This window comes from Alteromonas sp. 4NH20-0104 (assembly GCF_057547795.1).
In genome coordinates, this window is sequence record NZ_BAAJLP010000003.1 from 183,529 (window position 1) to 202,253 (window position 18,725).

An 18,725-nucleotide genomic window follows, 5' to 3' on the forward strand; every position below is an offset into this window, starting at 1 on the left:
TCAACTCATTGAAAGTAAGTGCTGATTAATCCATCGCTGACTGTCAGTTCCGATTTCTTCGCAACCTGTTCAGCAAAGCAGGCTACAATGGCCATATGTAAATCAACCGCGAGACTGCGATGCTCACCCCCGCTCTGCAACAACAGTACTCTGAGGCCCGAAAATCGAGGGATCGCCGGTTTGACGGGCGGTTTTTTGTGGCAGTAAAAACTACCGGCATTTTTTGTCGGCCTGTCTGTCCTGCCCGTCTGCCGGATGAAAAAAACGTCGATTATTATCATTATGCCCAGCAGGCTATTGAACAGGGCTATCGGCCTTGTTTGCGGTGTCGGCCAGACAGCGCTCCGGGCTCATTTGCCTGGCGCGGCGTGAGTACCACCACCCAGCGTGCCATGCGCTTATTGAGTGAAGCGCTGGATGAAACGGTGCAGGCCATCGCTGAGCGGTTAGGGATCAGTGAGCGCTACCTTGGGCAGTTGATCAACCGGGAAGTGGGTATGTCTCCCAAACGGTTTCAGCTTCACAGCCGTTTATTGCTGGCTAAACGCCTGCTGCAGCAAACGTCTCTGCCAGTGGAGGACGTGGCATTGGCCTGCGGGTTTCAATCGAGTCGCAGCCTGCAAAGCCACTTAAAAAAGGATTTTGCCTTAACCGCCGGTGATATTCGCAAGGCTGGCGGGCGGCAGGCCTTGGCATCGGAACTAGTGCTTTTTATGCCGGTTCGTTTACCCTACAACTGGCCCCAGATCCGGGACTTTCTGCAATTAAGAGCACTGACGGATATCGAGAGTGTGGATGCGCGAAGTTATAGCCGTGCCTTTAGTGTTGATAATGAGCCGGGTTTTGTTTGCGCTACCTTCGATGAACAACAAGGCGGCTTTCACATAAAAGCGCAGCTCACCCGACCACAGCACTTGCAGCCGTTGCTGAGCACTTTGCGCCGGGTACTGGATATGGACACTGATCCGCATAGTGTCGGGCAGGCATTAAGCAATGCTGGCGTACCGCCTGAGCTGCAGGCCAACGGCGTGCGTTTACCCGGCGTGTGGAGTGTATTTGAAGCCGGCTGTCGGGCAATTATAGGTCAGCAAATCAGTATCAAAGCGGCAATCACGCAGTTGCAGCGTTTGAGCAACGAGCTGGGTGAAAAGCAGCCATATGGCCATACTTTTCCAACCCCGCAGCAAGTGGCATCGTCGTCGCTGGATATGCTTAAAATGCCTGGAGCCAGAAAGCAGGCTATCCGCGATTTTGCCGCGCTGGTGGCAGCAAATCCGGGTAAGGAACTCAGCGTCAGTGACATTCTGGCAATTAAAGGCATTGGCCCCTGGACCCTACAATATATTAAACTGCGAGGCGGCAGTGAGCCGGATATCTATCTGGAAAAAGATCTTATTGTTGCTCGTCAGGCACAGCGCTTTGCCATTAAGGCATCGCTGGGGGCACCATGGCGCAGCTACCTTACCATCCAGCTATGGTTACTGGCCAATCAGCACACCGGAGAATCTTAATGGCACTCAGTTACTGGAAAAGCCCTTGCGGACTTATGGCAATCAGCGCGGATAAACAGGGCATCACCAGCATTCGGTTTGTGTCAGAACCGGCCGCTGAGGCAACCCCCTCAGATCTTACTCAGGCCTGTTGCGAGCAGCTCGACGCTTACTTCGACGGTCACCTGACCACTTTTAGCGTGCCGCTAAACCCTTCGGGTACAGCCTTTCAGCAGCAGGTCTGGCGCCAACTGCAGGCAATACCCTATGGTCAAACGGTAAGCTACGGCGCTATTGCCAATGGCATCGGTAAGCCCACGGCTTCGCGCGCGGTGGGCATGGCTAACGGCAAAAATCCGTTAACCATTATTGTGCCCTGTCATCGGGTGATTGGCAGTAATGGCAAATTAACCGGCTATGCGGGCGGGTTAACCAGAAAGCAGTTTTTATTGGCTTTGGAAGGAGCAATTTAGGTGACATCGCGAGAGCTGGGCGCATTATTACTCCTTGGCGCGATTTGGGGAGCCTCGTTTATCTTTATGCGCGTGGCCGCGCCTGAATTTGGCATAGTGCCGCTGGTGGTCCTGAGAACGTCACTGGCAACCCTGGTGTTTTTACCCTTTCTATTTCTCACCGGCGGGGGCCGGCAAATGGTCAAACTGTGGAAGCCAATGTGTCTGTTGGGGGCAATAAATACTGCGGTGCCTTTTGCGTTATTCAACTTTGCCAGTTTGCAATTACAAAGTGGGGTACTGGCTATTCTTAATGCTACTGCGCCGATGTTTGCTGCTATGTTTGCCTTTATCTGGTTGCGCGAACGCCTCAGTAAGCTCGCTATAGCTGGCCTGATGTGTGGATTTGTTGGCGTGGTGGTGATCAGCCTGGATAAAACCCTGGGCAGTCAGCTTAGCATTGTGCCGGTACTGGCGGTGCTCGGCGCTGCCGGTTGTTACGGCTGGGGCGCCTGTATGATGAAGAAATCGCTGGCGGGGGTAAAACCGGTGGCCGTGGCTGCGGGCAGTCAATTCTGGGCCTCGCTGTTACTTACCCCGTTTGCATTAATGCAGCTTCCCCAGGCCTGGCCTTCGTCGCTGGCATGGATGAACGCTCTGGCGCTGGCTCTGGTGGGGACTGGTTTGGCTTATTTGCTGTATTTCTATTTGATAGCTTCTGCCGGCCCGGCCAAAGCGGTGATGGTGGGCTATCTGGTGCCGTTATTTGGCATTGCCTGGGGCGTGATATTTTTGAATGAGATGCTAAGTGTGTGGGACTTCTGCGGCGGACTGCTGATCTTGCTGGGGATAAGTTTTACCACGGGGGTCGCCCAGCGCGTTGCGCACTGGGCAAAACAGCGGTTAGTCGTCAATTAACTGCACGCGTACCAGATTACGGCCATCACGACGAGCCTGATATAACGCATCTTCAGCGTGTGCGGTTAGCTCATTAAGGTTTCGTTTTGAGGCGGTAAACGACACACCAAAACTGGCGGTTAAGTGCATTTCCGGATAGTCGCTCGGCGGTGGCAGAATAGCAATGCCATGGCGCAGCGTCTGTGCCAGTCCCTGCGCCTCACGAGGGCCCATTTCGGGGAGCAGAATAATAAACTCCTCACTGCTCCAACGCCCCAGTACGTCCTGTTCCCGCAGGTGACTGGAAATAAAACCAGAGACTTTGTCGAGCACGTCATCACCGGCATTGCGGCCAAACTGGTCGTTGATATCCATAAAGTGATCTATGTCGACCATAATAATACTCAGTGACGCATTTTGTTCCGAAAGCGACTGGTAGGTTTCTTCCAGCTGATTGCGATCCGGCAAACGGTGAGTATTGCGAATAATCAACTCCGGCTGCATATCGCGGCGGAAGTAGTACAGCAAATTATAGATAAGCAGAAACAGCGCAAAAATAATTACCAGCATGGTAACCACGCTGAAAATAAAGCCCTGGGAAATCTCTGCTTGTCTGGCGTCAAGCGGACTCAACAGGTAAACCGTCCAGCCAAACTGAGGCAGACTCACTTCAGCAATGAGGTGGTCTTTACCATCAATGGTGATCAGCTGGTTGTTAAGAGCGTCTTCGGCGCGGATAGGTTCCGGCAGGCTGGCGTACCAGGGTAGCTCTGATAAGTTGGTAAATTCGGAATAGGTGGCAACCAGCGTTTGATCCGATGACAGCATAATGTCGCCTGAACCATCTACGAACAAAAAGTCGTAGCCATACTGGCGTTTGTAGGTTTCAAAAACCGAAACAAAGCTTTTTAAGCTTTTTCCTACACCAAAAAAGCCTAAAAACTTACCGGCATCGTCATAAATCTTGATATCGATATAAAAATGTGGGTTTTCCCACTTACCAATATCCGCTACTGCATCGGCTTCTCTGTCACGATATTTAAAATACCACGACACCTCGCCTTCAATCAGTGCGAGCTTGGTACCATCAGAGTTGTATTGCATGCGGGCCAGATCGCTGGCAATAAAAAAGGTTAAGCCAAACTCCTGCTCCAGGCGGTCCAAGGCAGAAAATACCTCGGATTCGTTGATATTTTCATGCTCCATTAATTCTACCAGCTCCCGGGATTTTCCAAGTGCTTCAGAAACATGCAGCGGTTTTAATATTTGCGACACAATAAGCGAAACCGCTGGCGACAACGATTGTTGTTGAGCCCGGCTTTGCTCGGCGACGATTTTTGAGATGCTGAAGTGTACCAGAGTGACAATGGCAATCACTACTACTGCAAATAGCAGTAGTATACTTCGATGTAATGTCCTGAACGCATTCACTTGCTTTCTGTTTCTCCTTGTAAGCGATGGTTTGGCCCGAAGCTGAGTATAATACAGACAGATGGCTTTGCATGCTACTGTCGCCAAACACTGACGTATAAGCTCTGACAACGAAAAACTCCCGCAGCTTGCAAATGAGCGCTGACTTGTTGTGCCGGCTTGGTTAAACTATTGGCCAATTATCAGTTAAAAGGATGAGTTATGGCGTTTTCTGTAGTGGTTCTGGCAGCCGGTAAGGGCACCAGAATGAAGTCGGCGTTACCCAAAGTGTTGCACCCGGTTGGCGGTGTGGCGATGGTTCAACGGATTATCAATACCGCAGAATCCTTAACGGCTACTGCCGTGCATCTGGTTTATGGCCATGGCGGAGACCAACTGCAGGCCAATGTTAACGGACAACAAATTAACTGGTGTCTGCAAGCCGAGCAGTTAGGCACCGGTCATGCCGTAATGCAAACGGTTGAACATATCAGCGACGAAGAAGACGTGATGATCCTGGTAGGGGATGCGCCTTTGATTAAAGCCGATACCCTGCAGCGACTGATTGATGTAAAAGCCAGTTGCGACTTAGCGCTTCTCACCGTAAATCTTGACGACCCCACCGGCATGGGGCGCATTATTCGTAACGACGATAACATAGTGGCCATTGTAGAACATAAAGATGCTACCGAAGCCCAGCGTGCCATTACCGAAATTAATACCGGCATGATGATGATGCCTGGTAAAGACTTAAAACGCTGGCTCAGCGAACTGAATAACGACAATGCCCAGGGCGAGTATTATCTTACCGACGTTATTGCTATGGCCGCCAATGAAGGCAAAGTGATCAAAGCTGCCCAGCCAGACTCGCCGCTGGAGGTTGAAGGGGTTAACAACCGTATTCAACTGGCCCGCCTGGAACGAACCCTGCAGCAATGGCAGGCCGAAGAACTGATGACCAACGGTGCAACCCTGGCCGACCCGCTGCGTGTGGATGTACGTGGCGAGTTAACCACCGGACAGGATGTGTTTATCGACATCAATACGGTGTTTAAAGGCAAAGTAACGCTGGGTAATAACGTGGTTATCGGCCCCAACTGCGTGCTGATTGATTGCGAGGTGGCGGATAACGCGGTAATCGAAGCTAACAGCATTGTGGAACAAGCCAGCGTTGGTGAGTCCTGTACCGTAGGCCCATACGGACGGCTACGCCCTGGCGCGGTAATGGAACGCGGTGCTAAAGTGGGCAATTTTGTCGAAATGAAAAAAGCCCGCTTAGGCGAAGGCGCCAAAGCCAATCACCTTACCTACCTGGGGGACGCCGACATTGGCGCTGGCAGTAATATTGGCGCCGGTACTATTACCTGTAACTATGACGGCGTAAATAAGTTTAAAACCCTCATTGGAGAAAATGCGTTTGTTGGTTCTAATTCGGCTTTAGTCGCTCCGGTAGAGATAGGCGCTGGCGCTACAGTTGCAGCCGGCTCTATTATTACCGCTAAAGTGCCTGACGACGCACTGGCCGTGGCACGTAGCAAGCAGCGCAATATCGCTGGCTGGCAGCGTCCTAAGAAAAAATAATGGCTATTTCAGTATTGGTTATGGGTTTTGGCTACGCCGCCAAAACCTTTCACGTACCGTTTTTACAGGCGATGGATGCGTATAGCATTGCTGGCGTGGTGTCATCGGATCCGGCCAAGGTGCAGGGAACGTTGCCCGGCGTTAGCGTGTATAACAGCTTTGAGCAGGCAAGCACTGACAATCACTTTGATTTAGTGGTGATTACGACCCCCAATCATCTGCACGCCGAACAGGCAGAAGCGGCACTGCGCGCCGGGTGCCATGTGCTGGTGGAGAAACCCTTTACCCTCAGCAGTGAACGGGCAGAGCAACTGGTAGCGCTTGCTGCTCAGCTTAATAAACAGCTTTGCGTATTTCATAATCGCCGCTTCGACGGTGACTTCCTTACCCTTAAACAGCTAATCGCCGAGCGAACAGTGGGCGATATTAAGCGTCTCGAAAGCCGTTTCGACCGCTTCAGGCCCACGCCGCGTAAGCGCTGGCGGGAAAATGCCGGCCCGGGCAGTGGAATATTCTGGGATCTCGGCCCCCACCTTATCGACCAGGCCGTGCAGTTATTCGGGATACCGCAGCAAGTGTCGGCCGATATCCGTATTTTACGCAACGGCGGCGAATCCGACGACGCCTTTGAGGTAACACTGCACTATGCTGCTATCACCGTGAAACTGGGCAGTTCGCCATTCGAAGCAGGCCCTACACTACGATATACTCTGCAGGGAACCCTAGGCAGTTACCATAAGTACCACCTCGATCCGCAGGAAGACCAGCTTAAAGCCGGCATGTCGTTTGACGCCCCCGACTGGTCTGTAGCACCTGCGCCGCAGCACGGTACGCTTTACCTTGAAGATGAAAGTAAAACGGTGGCAACGCTCAACGGTGGTTACACTACCTTTTACCGTCAGCTTGCAACGGCATTAATTACCAGTAACCCCGAGGCGTTACCTGCCAGCGGGCAAAGTGTGGTTAATGTGATTAGGCTGATTGAACTGGCCAGGCTTGCCAGCGAACAGCAACAAACACTAAGCGTGGAATGCAGTTAACCGATCCGGATATTCACGCGCTGGGCGATGCGAATGCGCAAATTCGTGTGTACATTGGCAATCGCCCGGATACACAGGTTGAGCATTTGCAGCCCGGTATATCGCCGCTTTTGGATAAGGACATTTATACCATCGGTCAGGCCTGTGGCAACGGTTGGCGAAAAGTGTTTAACGTGTATGCCAAGCTGATATTTGCGTTACCGCCATCACTGGGGCTGCGAAACTCAACCACCTGCTGGCAGGACTTTCGTGATAGCCGATTGTTACAAGCCGGCTCTGATACCGCGTTGTGGTTCACCGAACCCGAAGCGTTTTCGCCCGATGTGCTGCACATTATAACCGGCAAGACCTATGCAAACTCCCTTTCTGTGGCCTCCTCCCTGTACTGGGAAACGCCTGAATTTGCGTTAAATAAGCAACGCAACATGGTAGTGTGCCCGTACTTTGATTACCGCCAACTTTCGAATGCAAAGATAGTGTTTCTTATCAACGTGCTCGAGCAGTTACATTTACCTATGTATAAAAATTAATTCGTAAAATTTGAAAGTTTAGTGCTATATTTAATTTCAAATGAAATATCTAACTTTCGAATGAAACAAAAAAGAAACCTTCACGCGCGTCATGAAAGTATTGTTAACTGGGTTGTTCAGCACGGACAGACCCCGGTGGAAACCCTCGCCCGTGAGTTTTCAACATCTGAAGTCACCATTCGTAAAGATCTGACCCTGCTCGCCGAGCAAGGCCGTCTTATCCGCCAGCACGGCGGCGCGGCGCCTTTGAACAAGCCACAACCCGCTACCAAAAATCAGTCATCGCTCAAACAGGCGATTGGGCAGCTTGCAGCCTCGCTGGTAAATGATAGCCACAAAATCGTTATCGACAGCGGCAGTACCACCGCCACTATGGTGGAGCACCTTAAACAACCTTCGCAACTGGTGGTGATGACTAATTCGCTGGATGTCGCCAACCAGTTGGTGACTTTTGATAATGAGCCTACCGTGCTAATGACAGGCGGCACCTGGGATAAGCAATCCCAGTCGTTTCAGGGCAATATGGCGGGTAAGATGCTACAGTCCTATAGTTTTGATCTGGCCTTTGTGGGCGCAGCCGGACTGGATGTGGAGCACGGCACCACCACCTATAATGAACTGACCCTGCTGAGTCAGGAAATGGCCCGGGTAGCCGGCAAGGTAGTGGTGTTGGCGGAATCAACCAAACTCAGGCATAAAATGCCGAATATCGAATTGGCCTGGCAACAGGTAGCAGTGCTGGTTACCGATGACGGTTTACCATTCAGTGCAGAACAACAATTAAATCAACAAGGTGTGAAGGTAATGAAAGCCTCACTCAATGGAGAATAGCTATGTGTGGGATCGTCGGTGCGGTTGCAGAGCGTAATGTAGTTGAGATATTGCTAGAGGGCCTGAAACGCCTGGAGTACCGGGGGTATGACTCCGCTGGGGTAGCGTTGTTACAACCCAATGGCATTCTTAGCCGCGTACGCCGTACCGGTAAGGTACAAGAGCTGGTAGACGCATTAAGCGATCAGGAAGCGCTCGGAACAACAGGTATTGCACATACGCGCTGGGCGACTCATGGCGGTGTAACTGAAGCCAATGCTCACCCGCACTTCTCCGACGATCGCATTGCGGTGGTACATAACGGTATCATCGAGAATTATCAGTCTCTGCGTGAACAACTCACCGCCAAAGGTTACACCTTTACCAGCGACACAGACACCGAAACCATTGCCCACACCGTCAACGAAGAGTTAAAGAATACAGATTCTTTACTGGCTGCCGTGCAGGCATCGGTGAAACAATTTCACGGTGCTTACGGCACCGTTATTATGGATCGTGCCGATCCCTCCAAGGTGGTGGTTGCCCGCTCAGGCAGTCCGTTGGTAATTGGACTTGGTCTGGGCGAAAACTTTATTGCCTCGGATCAAATGGCGCTGCTACCTGTTACCCGCCGTTTTATGTTTCTTGAAGAAGGCGATGTGGCCGAGATCACCCGTCGCAGCGTATCGGTGTTCGATAAAAACGGTAAGCCGGTTAAACGGGAGATTATCGAATCGAATATTGAACATGATGCTGGCGATAAAGGCGGTTATCGCCATTACATGCTGAAAGAAATCCACGAACAGCCAGTGGTTGTGCGTAACACCTTAAAAGAACGAGTCAGCGATGAGGGATTACTGCCGGATATCTTTGGCAAAGGGGCCGATGAGCTGCTCGCTAAGATTAAACATGTTCAAATTGTGGCTTGTGGTACCAGCTACCATGCAGGCATGACCGCGCGTTACTGGCTGGAACAGTTTGCTAATGTGTCCTGTAACGTAGAAATTGCTTCTGAATTCCGCTATCGCAAATCCGTGGTGCACGAAAACAGCCTGCTGGTAACAATTTCCCAGTCAGGCGAAACCGCCGATACCCTGGCCGCACTGCGTTTAGCCAAAGAGTTAGGCTATACCGCGAGCCTCACCATTTGTAACGTGCCAGGCTCATCGTTGGTGCGCGAGTCGGACATGGCGTTTATGACCCGCGCCGGGGCAGAAATTGGCGTGGCTTCCACCAAAGCCTTCACCACCCAGCTTACGGCGTTTTTAATTCTTACCCTCGCCTTAGGTGAGCACAACGGCATGGCCGCTGCCGATAAACAAGCCATTGTGCAGGGGCTGCACAGCCTCCCAGCTAAGCTGGAAGAAACTCTGGCTATTACCCAGGGCATTGAAGATTTAGCCGAGGAATTTGCCGATAAGAATCACTCCCTATTCCTTGGTCGCGGTGACCAGTACCCCATTGCAATGGAAGGGGCGCTAAAGCTCAAAGAGATTTCTTATATACACGCCGAAGCGTATGCATCAGGTGAGCTTAAGCACGGCCCTCTGGCGCTGATCGACGACGAAATGCCGGTTATTGTGGTTGCGCCAAACAACGAATTACTGGAAAAGCTCAAATCCAACGTTGAGGAAGTGCGTGCTCGTGGCGGAATCATGTACGTGTTTGCCGATAAAGACGCGTCATTCGCCAGCGACGAAACCATGCGGGTGATCAATGTACCCCACTGCGACGGCCCGATCGCACCGATTATCTACACCATCCCGCTACAGTTACTTTCGTATTACGTGGCACTGATAAAAGGCACAGACGTAGACCAACCAAGAAACCTGGCTAAATCGGTTACTGTTGAGTAACCAATAAAATTGCTTTATGTCGGGTGTGGGAGAGTAATAAAGTTTCATACTCAGTATTAAAGTATAATACTGAGTAATAGAGTCTCATACTATCTCAGGTCGGTTAGCTCGATCTATTTCTGACACCATCGTGTAGGCGGTGGTGTCCTTTTAGCTAATAGGGGACTTCGACATTCAGAGATAAGAGTGGTCAGTCTCTTAGAAAAATCAGGCTTTAACTTCGCGTAAAATAGTTCGTAAATTATAGGCTTTCTATTCTTTTAACCGTATTAATGCACTGCAAAGTTGGACTCATGTCTGATCGCTACTACATCGGTGAGTCGAAAGGCTCAAATTAAAAATACCTACACAATGTACTTAACCATAACAATGATGAAATTGCGATAGCCACGAAAACACCCGCTGAGCCCAAATCTTTTGCTAAGCCTGACAGTGGGTGAATCTCTTTTCCTATACGGTCAATAGTGACTTCAATTGCAGTATTGACAATTTCAGCGAACAGGACGAAGAGTATGGAGGAAAGTAAAATCGCCTTTTCCATATAAGGTATAGACCAAAGAGCAAGCACTCCCCCTGCTAAGATAAGTAAGATAAGTTCTTGCCGGAACGCTGACTCGTTTTTAACAAGCCATGATATAGCTCTTACAGAGTTTTTCATTGCTAATACAATACGCAATATGCCCTTTGGTTTGGCTTTAGGGTCGAAATACATTTCTGATGTGGTTTCGTCTATGACTCGCATTTTCGTAAAATATCCTGAGTGGGTTGGTAGGTGCTGCTTTGCACATTAGTAAGACCAAGTAATGTGTCAAAAAGGTTGTCCTGCGAATAAGGATGACTGGATAACGAATTTACACAATCACTATATTGAGGTTGGCTAAATTTGGAGGCCCAATAAACCATTGGTACATGAGTTTGCTCAACAGGCGCTAAATTATAGGGGAAACCGTGCAAATAAAGCCCATTCTCTCCCAATGACTCACCATGATCCGATAAATAAAGCATCGACGAATTAGGAATATTGGCAAGCTGTTCAATAATCTGGCCTAGTACGTAGTCTGTGTATGCAATAGTATTATCGTACGTATTTGTCAGCTCTGCCTCTTCACAATTTTGGATATCACTTCTGGGACAATCAGGCACGAACTTAGCAAATTTCTCTGGGTATCTCCGGTAATAGGTAGGCCCGTGTGAGCCAATCATATGTAAGACTATAACTCTATGTTCTTTAGATGGCCTTGAAAGAGTTTCTCTTAAAAGGTCAACAAGTACCTCATCATAACAATAATCTCCATCGCACAACTTGAGATCTCTTGACGGGTTGAAGTCTATAGTCTCTACCCTCTTGCATACTCCTTTACAGCTACTGTTATTGTCAATCCAGGTGACGTCAACACCTGCACGATGAATGATGTCTAAAACATTGTCCTGACTGTCTGCAATACGCGAATCATAATTTTCTCGTGAAAGTCTTGAGAACATACATGGCACGGAGACTGCGGTAGCAGTGCCGCAAGATGTCACCTTGCTAAAACTGATTGCACCTGCGTTCTGGATATTAGGCGTAGTACGCCTCGAATAGCCGTTGCTTGAAAACTTGTCCGCTCTGGCTGTTTCGCCAACCACTAACACTGTAATAGATGGGTGTATATTAGCGTTACCTTTTACGTAGGGACGCTTGTCTAATACTTTGTAGGGTAAAGGCGGATAGAAGTAAGTGTCCCGAAGGTACTTGTACCCTGAATCATAAAAGGCGTAGGGAATAATATACTTCGTTAGATCTTTGTTATTTCTGCCGACAGCTGCATAGCTCTTAAAAAGGAACGTGGCTATAATTGCAATACCCAATAAAGCTAATAAGTTCAGCACTAGAAGGTGCTTGATTCGAGCCTTGAGCTTTCCATTTATTTCCAGGTTAAAAATCGCAAATACAGGTATTAATCCCAGTATAGAGAAGAATAACAAAAGTGTTGAATTTAGATAAGAAAAGGCTTCACCAGAATTTGTTTCCATTACATTCTGTATCATGCTCTTATCGAAAATGACACCATAGGCCAAGGTGCCGTAAAGTAGAAGAGAACTTACAACGAAAGTAATTGCAACTGTGGTGCGCGGCAAAAATAGGGCACCAAAAAAACTTAGAAAAATAACATTCAAAAAGGTTAGCAAAAGCGGTACAGAGAGAAAAAATACCCAATCATTCAATGTTACAGGGGCTACAACTTCATAAACAGCAGAAAGAAATGGTGCGTTGAATATTGCTGCAATAAATAATGATGAAAGTAAAATGAACTGAGCTGATGTAGGATTGAAATTTAGTGTTCTTGGAAATTTCACAATAAGGATCTCGTGTACTTCTTAGCACACAAGTTACCTGTCAAAACTTAAATAACGCTTAAGAAAAACTGTGGAATGAAAATTTTCGCATTATTTTTTAATTGTATGAAAATATATATTCCTCACGTAACGGGCCTGTCTGGGACATAACTAAAGATCTCAGTCGTCGTTTTCGTAAGCAGACACTTTTCGGTTAATGCCTCGTGCGATAATAGTACCCAGTGGACGCGATGTGCATATCCTACAGACGATGCCATTTCTTTTTTAAAACATTCGTTGCGTACGTGTTTTTCATCGACGAGGATATATCTTCCCTTGTCAGTCTTCTCCAGCCACTGGTAGGCGGCAGATAATTGCTCATCAGTAGGGGTATGATAGCCAAAGTGGACGATGGGATAAGGCGAGAAGAGAATAAACTGTTCAGAAAAATCAACAAGTGCAATAGTTGCATCATGTTTACCAATTTCTTTTTCAATATTTCCAAATACGCTTTTAGGGGTTTTTACATCTTCGAGTAAAGTGTAACCCCATGTAGCGTACATGCCCCAAAGAGTACACAAGAAATAGGGCCAGGCTTTCCAGTGCTTCCCTCTAGAAGTAATCACCGTAACCAGACACGTCAGTACCCCCGTTACTAAAAAAAACATCCACGGAGAAAGCCCGAACTTTTCTTCTAATTTTAGGGCGAATGATGCTTCTACTATGCCGGAAAAACCAAACCCCAATAAGCCTACTGATAGTAAAAATACAACACCCCACATAAGCCAGGAAAATACTTTTTTATTAACAACTGAATCAAAGTAAGGCGCAGAGATCAGTGCCAGCATCGGCAATGCGGGTAAGATGTACACCCCCCGTTTGCCAGGACTTACGCTGAAGAAAACCAGGACAAGTACAATCCAACCCAACGGTAAGAGTATGCGGGCATCACCTTTTTTAATGGCGCGATACCAAAATGGGATGAGCCATGGAAGAGCGATGCTAATTGGCAGCCAAAATAATGGAATAACCTCAACGAGGTAATACCATAACGGCTTTATGTGATGCCAGGAATCAGCATATCGAGTGACCGTTTGCCTGAAAAGAATGTTATCTCTATATAGAGCAAGTGATGGATCGTGGCTATTTTCGACCAATATCAACATAGGTACAAACCATAGTGATATAGCCAGTAACATCACCACTGCACCCATTATCCACGGTAATACGGAGTTTTTGGTTTGCTTCTTAGCTATGTCCCGCTGAGGCCAAACGCGTTGATGTATCAAGTATGGTATCAGCATCAGGACTGGTAAAAATCCGACCCCTTTTGTGATGACGCCAATTCCCATGAAGAAAAATGCGAGGTAATACCATCGCCATTGCCTTTCAACTAAGAAAAAGCGCAGAAGACCATAGCATCCGATTGTTATCCAGCAGCAGACCATTGCGTCTATTTGTGCAGACTTAGCTTGAAGCAAAAATTGAAAACTCAGTAAAAGAAGTGACGTTGCGATCAGTGCTTCTTTTGTACTCCACAGTCGTTTTGAGATGTCATACACCAAAAAAAGTGTGAGTAGGCTGCATAAAGCAGATGGGAGCAGAAAGGCAATCTTAATTGACCCGATTAGCGCAAAGAAAAAAGCAATAGACCACATAAACACAGGTGGTTTATCAGGATAAAACTCTTCCGCTCTGGCTGGAAAGAACCACTGACCTGTTTCAACCATTTCTTTTGCAACTTGTGCAAAACGAGGTTCGTCAGCAGGCCAGGGATCTCTTAACCCAAGCCCGATAAATATCAACACGCTAGCCAGTACAAAAAGCCAGAAAGCATAATTTGGGTGCTTGTTCTTATGTTTAATGGCTAAGCTCGTCTGATTCATTGCTACATTTGCTGCTTTTTGTGAGTGAACGAAGAGTTTTATCGTCATTATGTTGACGACGATAAACCTTAAAAAGATACGCGCTTAGCAAGCTGGAAATCCCAAATAATAGGGCGCTTATGATTATTTTAAGTTCAGAGTTGACTAATACCCCCTTACCCATCAATGCAAAAACCGCCATTTGAGGGATGTAGCCAATAGTAGACCCAAGAATAAAAGAGCGTCGTGGAATCTTTGAAACGCCAGCAAAAATGTTTGTGAGTAGATTATTCCCTACTGGCAACAGTCTAATGATAACGGACTTAAGAAAGGGAGAGCGAAGTAGAAAGTGGTCTAACTTGCGCACCCGCATTTCAAAGTGTTGAATAATAATCGGTCTAGCGAAATATCGGGACACTGCCATAACTGTTGCACAGCTGAGGGTAGCTGCTAATGTTGAATAGATGACACCTTCAGCAAATCCAAAAGCATACCCCCCCATAAATGCGACTAACTGGCGTGGAAGTCCGATAGAAAGTAAAAATACTGAGACGGCTAAAAATTTGGCTATCCCTGTCACTCCATTATCACGGGTATGCTTGTCTATCCACTCCTGATTAAATGCGTCAAATGAGGGAGAGACCGAAATCAAATGACTAAAAAACAGAATGGTAAGTACCAGAATGAAGAAACGAAAGAGACTGGAATTCAACTAGATACTCTCTTCATTTTCTAAGATGACATCATTAAGTTTATTACGTTTCTGAAGCCAATAAACTCCTGCCATATCAATTAGTCCGACCCCAAGCCGTCCTAACATATTATATTTTGATTTTCCAAAATGCCTGTCTCTGTGATTCACTTCAACAACTTTAATGATCCCACCTTGTCGCCGGATCAGTGCTGGCAGAAAACGATGCATATGATCAAAATAGGGTAAATCGAGGAATGTTTGTTTTGGAAAGACCTTTAACCCACATCCGGTGTCAGGTGTATCATCATTAAGAAATTTACTTCTTACAGAATTTGCTAGTTTTGACTGAAATCTTTTCCAAGCTGTATCCTTTCTGTTTTTACGATGACCAGCAATGCAAAAGTGACTCCCTAACGGAAATTGAGAGGCCATAGTCAGGAGGTTTGGTATATCAGAGGGATCATTCTGCCCATCCGCATCAAGTGTAACTACAAGTTCTCCATCAGCATGGCTCACCCCTGTCCAAATAGCTGTACTTTGTCCCACCGAATGCTTATGCCGTAGTACGTTAACTCTGTCAAAGCCACTCGCTTTCAGATAAAGCAAGTTCTCAAATGTTTTATCCGTACTTCCATCATCGACATAGATGACTTCGAAGTTTACTACATCAATCAACGCTCTATAAATTTCCTCAATTAAGGGTTTTAAATTTTCTTCTTCGTTTTTCGCTGGTATTACAACTGAAATTCGCACGTAGCCCTCTGTCAAAGCCTCAATATCAAGCAAATTTTATTTTCGACAGTAAAACTCTAACAAACGAAACTTAAGATACGCTTATGAAGAGTCTTTTAATTGAGGTAATAATGTCCTAATCGCTCAGGAAAAAAGAGGCTGGTTAAGGAGGGAACGCTATAGGAGTGTGTTTCGACCAGCTATCGTAGCACTTTCGCCACGGCCCAGGCTTGCACTTACAATCACCTTGTCTCGTTATTGCAAATATTTTGTTCTGAGGAACGCCTGCGGCCAAATAAGCCGCAAAGTCAGTGCTTGAATCGCCATAAGCAGCAAAAAGTGTCCAGCCAGACTCCGTGTAACGCTTTAGAATATTTTGTTTAAACGTTTTAAAGTTTTTTCGCTCAGCCATCGAATTCGCTACCTGAATATCTCCATCTGGGAAATGGTAACGGGATAAAAAAAATGGAATGTTGAACTGGAAGTATACATTTCGCGCAGTCAGATAGATAATTTTGAAGCCGTTATCAGCATATGCTTGAACAAGTTCTGACGCATTTTCTCTTTCAGAAAAAATGCAGGCGTTACAGGGGGTCAATGTTCCATCGATGTCAAAAATGACAGCTTTGTCACGCTTACCATTGGGGTAGAAATTTCTGTAGAGGTTATTGAGCATCCACTAAGTAGCAGGGCTGATATAAAATAAGCCTTCATCGTTAGTCACAAGATAGTTATTAATATGAACATAATATCGAGATAAACTTAAGAGCTACTGAAGGAAACCATTTTATTTATTCTAATAGAGCCACGTGTACGTAGGTTAACTATAAGCACCTGTTCAATAGCTTCTTCAGCAAATCCTAAGGTTGAGAAGGTATACTCAAATAACTTTAAAATTGACGTTCAAATTATGAGAATACTTCTGATAGAAGACTCCTTATCACTAAGAAACAGTTTGAGCTTAGGCTTAGAAAAATTGGGCTACTCAGTCGATACTGCTGGCACTGGCTCTGACGGATTGAGTATGGCGTTGCTTGGTAGCTACGAAATAATCATCCTTGATATGATGTTGCCTGAGCTGGACGGCATGACTATTCTTAAAACGTTACGAAAAAGACATTTAGAAACAAAGGTTATCATCTTATCTGCGCGATCTGAGTCAGAAGACAAAGTAGCGGGGCTATTGGCAGGAGCAGACGACTACCTTTCTAAGCCATTCTCGTTTGACGAATTGACTGCTCGACTACTTAGCCTGATGAGGAGAGGTGCGGCAAATTGTCTCAATGACCAAGTTACTATCCACGATTTGACACTCAATATCCAGTTCAAAACGCTTTCATATAATAATGGCGTTATCAACCTGACCCCAAATGAGTACAAAATTGTTGAATGTATTTTCCTCAATAGACACAAGATAGTTACCTCAGAAATGCTGAGTGAATTTATTTCTGGAAGTTATGATCATATCTCAAAAAATGCTATTGAAGCTCACCTTTCCTCAGCAAGGAAAAAAGTAAGAGAAAGCGGCGCGTCTCTACCCATTAAGAGTAAACGTGGTTTTGGTTACACAGTTGTAGAAGCTAATGAAATCAATACGTAAAACATTAACACGAAGACTTTCTATCATTATTTCACTGCTAGTCATCGCCGTTTTGCTTGCAGCAGATATTGGCGTCGATTCTTGGGTCGAACAAGAATTTAACCAGGCTATGAAGGCAAAGGTTGGTATGCTTCAGAGCTTGGTAAATGAAGATGTCGAGGGTGTGGAGTTCGAGTTTGCAGGAGAGTATTTGCCTGAGTTTGAAGGGACATCTTCCCCCGAGTATTTTCAACTTTGGTACAAAGACTCAACGTTTGAAAAATCAGATACTCTGGGGCTTTACACCATCAATGAATTGCCTTACAGCAGCATTGGCTTGGAAGAATATTCTTTCCAGGATATTACTCTGCCCGATGGCCGTACTGGTCGGGTAATTTACACTCGATATATACCTCAGATTGATTCAGAAGACAGAGCTGAATTTTATCGCGTCATGGGTAACGATACACGCCCGTCAATGGTTATCGCGTACGCAACATCTACAGAACTGTTAAATTTTACATTGTGGTTTATTGATGGTGCTTTTCTGTTAGCCCTAATTATCGTGCCCTTAGTTGTTCGATTTGCCGTGCGCAACACTGTGTCATATGCTCTGGCACCCTTAGATACCTTAAACGCCAAGATAAAAGGACTGCGATTTACAACTCGACAAAAACATGAGGCTTTTCAAAATGATGTTGAGGAGTTGGAACCAATCACCCAAAGCTTGAATCACTTTATTGAAGATAATTATTCACTTTACCTGCGCGAGAAGAGATTGACTTCGGACATCGCTCACGAGCTAAAAACACCAGTCTCTGAATTGATAAATATGACCGAAGTAGCAATTAAGTTTCCAGGAGAAATAAGATTAGAAAAAGATTTTAAGCCTCGTGTATTGCAAATAGGCACAAGAATGAAAAACATTATTTCTGGCCTTATGTTAATTCAAAAGTATAGTTTCAAGAGCCTTGAGCTTACTGATGAGATAGATATCCACAAATTAGTAACTCAACTTATTCAGATCAAAGAAGCAAGTAATGTTAAGGTAGAGGTTAGCTCCAATTTTCAATTGAGCGTCAAGAGCAATCGCGTTGCAGTAGAATCGATAATAAGTAATCTGATAGATAACGCTATCGAACACGGAAAAACTGATACAGAAATACTTGTGAGCTTAGGTGTAAATTGTTCTAGTAATGTTTACCTCAGAGTGACAAATAAGATGGGGACAGAGGTTAACGAGGACGATCTAAAGCATATGTTTGAACCGTTTTGGCAAAAAGATGCCTCTAGAACATCTGAAGATAACTTTGGGCTAGGCCTTTCTATAGTAAGCGCACTGTGTGAAGCCGTAGATGCAGAAGTTTCAGTAACCAAAACCGACGAAGAATATATATCTTTTTTGGTGACTTTCAAAAAAGAGCTGAACATAACCCCACGTCTGCTTTAGCATAAACAAAATTATTATTTTTG

At 46.3% G+C, this 18,725-nt stretch carries 17 protein-coding genes; 10 read left to right on the plus strand and 7 right to left on the minus strand.

Annotation, left to right across the window (positions count from 1 at the left end; all coding sequences use genetic code 11):
- Positions 1-119: 119 nt before the first annotated feature.
- From AC27IB_RS03540 to AC27IB_RS03550, 3 genes are read left to right on the plus strand one after another with little or no spacing between them, the layout of a single operon-like run.
- On the plus strand, positions 120-1,511 hold the full coding sequence (locus AC27IB_RS03540; RefSeq protein WP_487118964.1) for a DNA-3-methyladenine glycosylase 2 family protein: 1,392 nt from the start codon (positions 120-122) through the stop codon (positions 1,509-1,511).
- A complete protein-coding gene (locus AC27IB_RS03545; RefSeq protein ID WP_487118966.1) occupies positions 1,511-1,963 on the plus strand; it encodes a methylated-DNA--[protein]-cysteine S-methyltransferase in 453 nt (150 codons plus the stop codon). The genes AC27IB_RS03540 and AC27IB_RS03545 overlap by 1 nt, the downstream gene beginning before the upstream one ends.
- Positions 1,964-2,860 carry a DMT family transporter gene (locus AC27IB_RS03550; protein ID WP_487118968.1) on the plus strand — a complete coding sequence of 299 codons (897 nt, stop codon included), beginning with the start codon at positions 1,964-1,966 and terminating at the stop codon, positions 2,858-2,860. It abuts the gene before it with no gap.
- Here the strand turns inward: AC27IB_RS03550 and AC27IB_RS03555 are convergent.
- Complete coding sequence (locus AC27IB_RS03555; protein ID WP_487118970.1) at positions 2,846-4,270, minus strand: sensor domain-containing diguanylate cyclase; 1,425 nt, start codon at positions 4,268-4,270, stop codon at positions 2,846-2,848. The two genes, AC27IB_RS03550 and AC27IB_RS03555, sit on opposite strands and share 15 nt — an antisense overlap.
- 201 nt (positions 4,271-4,471) lie before the next feature.
- Here AC27IB_RS03555 and glmU point away from each other — a divergent pair, with 201 nt between their 5' ends.
- The 5 genes from glmU to glmS are packed head-to-tail and all read left to right on the plus strand — an operon-like array spanning position 4,472 to position 10,066.
- On the plus strand, positions 4,472-5,830 hold the full coding sequence (gene glmU, locus AC27IB_RS03560; RefSeq protein WP_487118972.1) for a bifunctional UDP-N-acetylglucosamine diphosphorylase/glucosamine-1-phosphate N-acetyltransferase GlmU: 1,359 nt from the start codon (positions 4,472-4,474) through the stop codon (positions 5,828-5,830).
- Entirely contained in the window at positions 5,830-6,870 is a 1,041-nt protein-coding gene (locus AC27IB_RS03565) for a Gfo/Idh/MocA family oxidoreductase (protein WP_487118974.1), read from the plus strand. The genes glmU and AC27IB_RS03565 overlap by 1 nt, the downstream gene beginning before the upstream one ends.
- The gene (locus AC27IB_RS03570) at positions 6,861-7,400 is read left to right on the plus strand and encodes a DUF6942 family protein (RefSeq protein ID WP_487118976.1); all 540 of its coding nucleotides are present in this window, start codon (positions 6,861-6,863) and stop codon (positions 7,398-7,400) included. Before AC27IB_RS03565 ends, AC27IB_RS03570 begins: the two co-directional genes overlap by 10 nt.
- Positions 7,401-7,460: 60 nt before the next feature.
- On the plus strand, positions 7,461-8,231 hold the full coding sequence (locus tag AC27IB_RS03575; protein WP_296048438.1) for a DeoR/GlpR family DNA-binding transcription regulator: 771 nt from the start codon (positions 7,461-7,463) through the stop codon (positions 8,229-8,231).
- A gap of 2 nt (positions 8,232-8,233) precedes the next feature.
- Positions 8,234-10,066 (plus strand): glutamine--fructose-6-phosphate transaminase (isomerizing), encoded by a 1,833-nt coding sequence (gene glmS, locus AC27IB_RS03580; protein ID WP_296048440.1) that lies wholly within the window; start codon positions 8,234-8,236, stop codon positions 10,064-10,066.
- A 334-nt stretch (positions 10,067-10,400) separates the two neighbouring features.
- Here glmS and AC27IB_RS03585 read toward each other — a convergent pair whose 3' ends face one another.
- The 6 genes from AC27IB_RS03585 to AC27IB_RS03610 all read right to left on the minus strand — a co-directional run bounded on the left by AC27IB_RS03585 (position 10,401) and on the right by AC27IB_RS03610 (position 16,349).
- Complete coding sequence (locus tag AC27IB_RS03585) at positions 10,401-10,808, minus strand: diacylglycerol kinase (RefSeq protein WP_296048442.1); 408 nt, start codon at positions 10,806-10,808, stop codon at positions 10,401-10,403.
- On the minus strand, positions 10,796-12,403 hold the full coding sequence (locus AC27IB_RS03590) for a phosphoethanolamine transferase (protein ID WP_487118979.1): 1,608 nt from the start codon (positions 12,401-12,403) through the stop codon (positions 10,796-10,798). Before AC27IB_RS03590 ends, AC27IB_RS03585 begins: the two co-directional genes overlap by 13 nt.
- Positions 12,404-12,525: 122 nt before the next feature.
- A complete protein-coding gene (locus AC27IB_RS03595) occupies positions 12,526-14,268 on the minus strand; it encodes an ArnT family glycosyltransferase (RefSeq protein ID WP_487118981.1) in 1,743 nt (580 codons plus the stop codon).
- On the minus strand, positions 14,243-14,959 hold the full coding sequence (locus tag AC27IB_RS03600; RefSeq protein ID WP_487118983.1) for a TVP38/TMEM64 family protein: 717 nt from the start codon (positions 14,957-14,959) through the stop codon (positions 14,243-14,245). The genes AC27IB_RS03595 and AC27IB_RS03600 overlap by 26 nt, the downstream gene beginning before the upstream one ends.
- Positions 14,960-15,694 (minus strand): glycosyltransferase family 2 protein, encoded by a 735-nt coding sequence (locus tag AC27IB_RS03605; protein WP_296053842.1) that lies wholly within the window; start codon positions 15,692-15,694, stop codon positions 14,960-14,962. It lies immediately after the preceding gene.
- A 142-nt stretch (positions 15,695-15,836) separates the two neighbouring features.
- Positions 15,837-16,349 (minus strand): LNS2 domain-containing protein, encoded by a 513-nt coding sequence (locus tag AC27IB_RS03610; protein ID WP_296053841.1) that lies wholly within the window; start codon positions 16,347-16,349, stop codon positions 15,837-15,839.
- 234 nt (positions 16,350-16,583) lie between these two features.
- On the opposite strand from AC27IB_RS03610, the gene AC27IB_RS03615 reads away from it, so the two are divergent.
- Positions 16,584-17,273 carry a response regulator transcription factor gene (locus AC27IB_RS03615; RefSeq protein WP_487118985.1) on the plus strand — a complete coding sequence of 230 codons (690 nt, stop codon included), beginning with the start codon at positions 16,584-16,586 and terminating at the stop codon, positions 17,271-17,273.
- Positions 17,257-18,702 (plus strand): sensor histidine kinase, encoded by a 1,446-nt coding sequence (locus AC27IB_RS03620; protein ID WP_487118987.1) that lies wholly within the window; start codon positions 17,257-17,259, stop codon positions 18,700-18,702. The genes AC27IB_RS03615 and AC27IB_RS03620 overlap by 17 nt, the downstream gene beginning before the upstream one ends.
- The last annotated feature ends 23 nt before the right edge of the window (positions 18,703-18,725 follow it).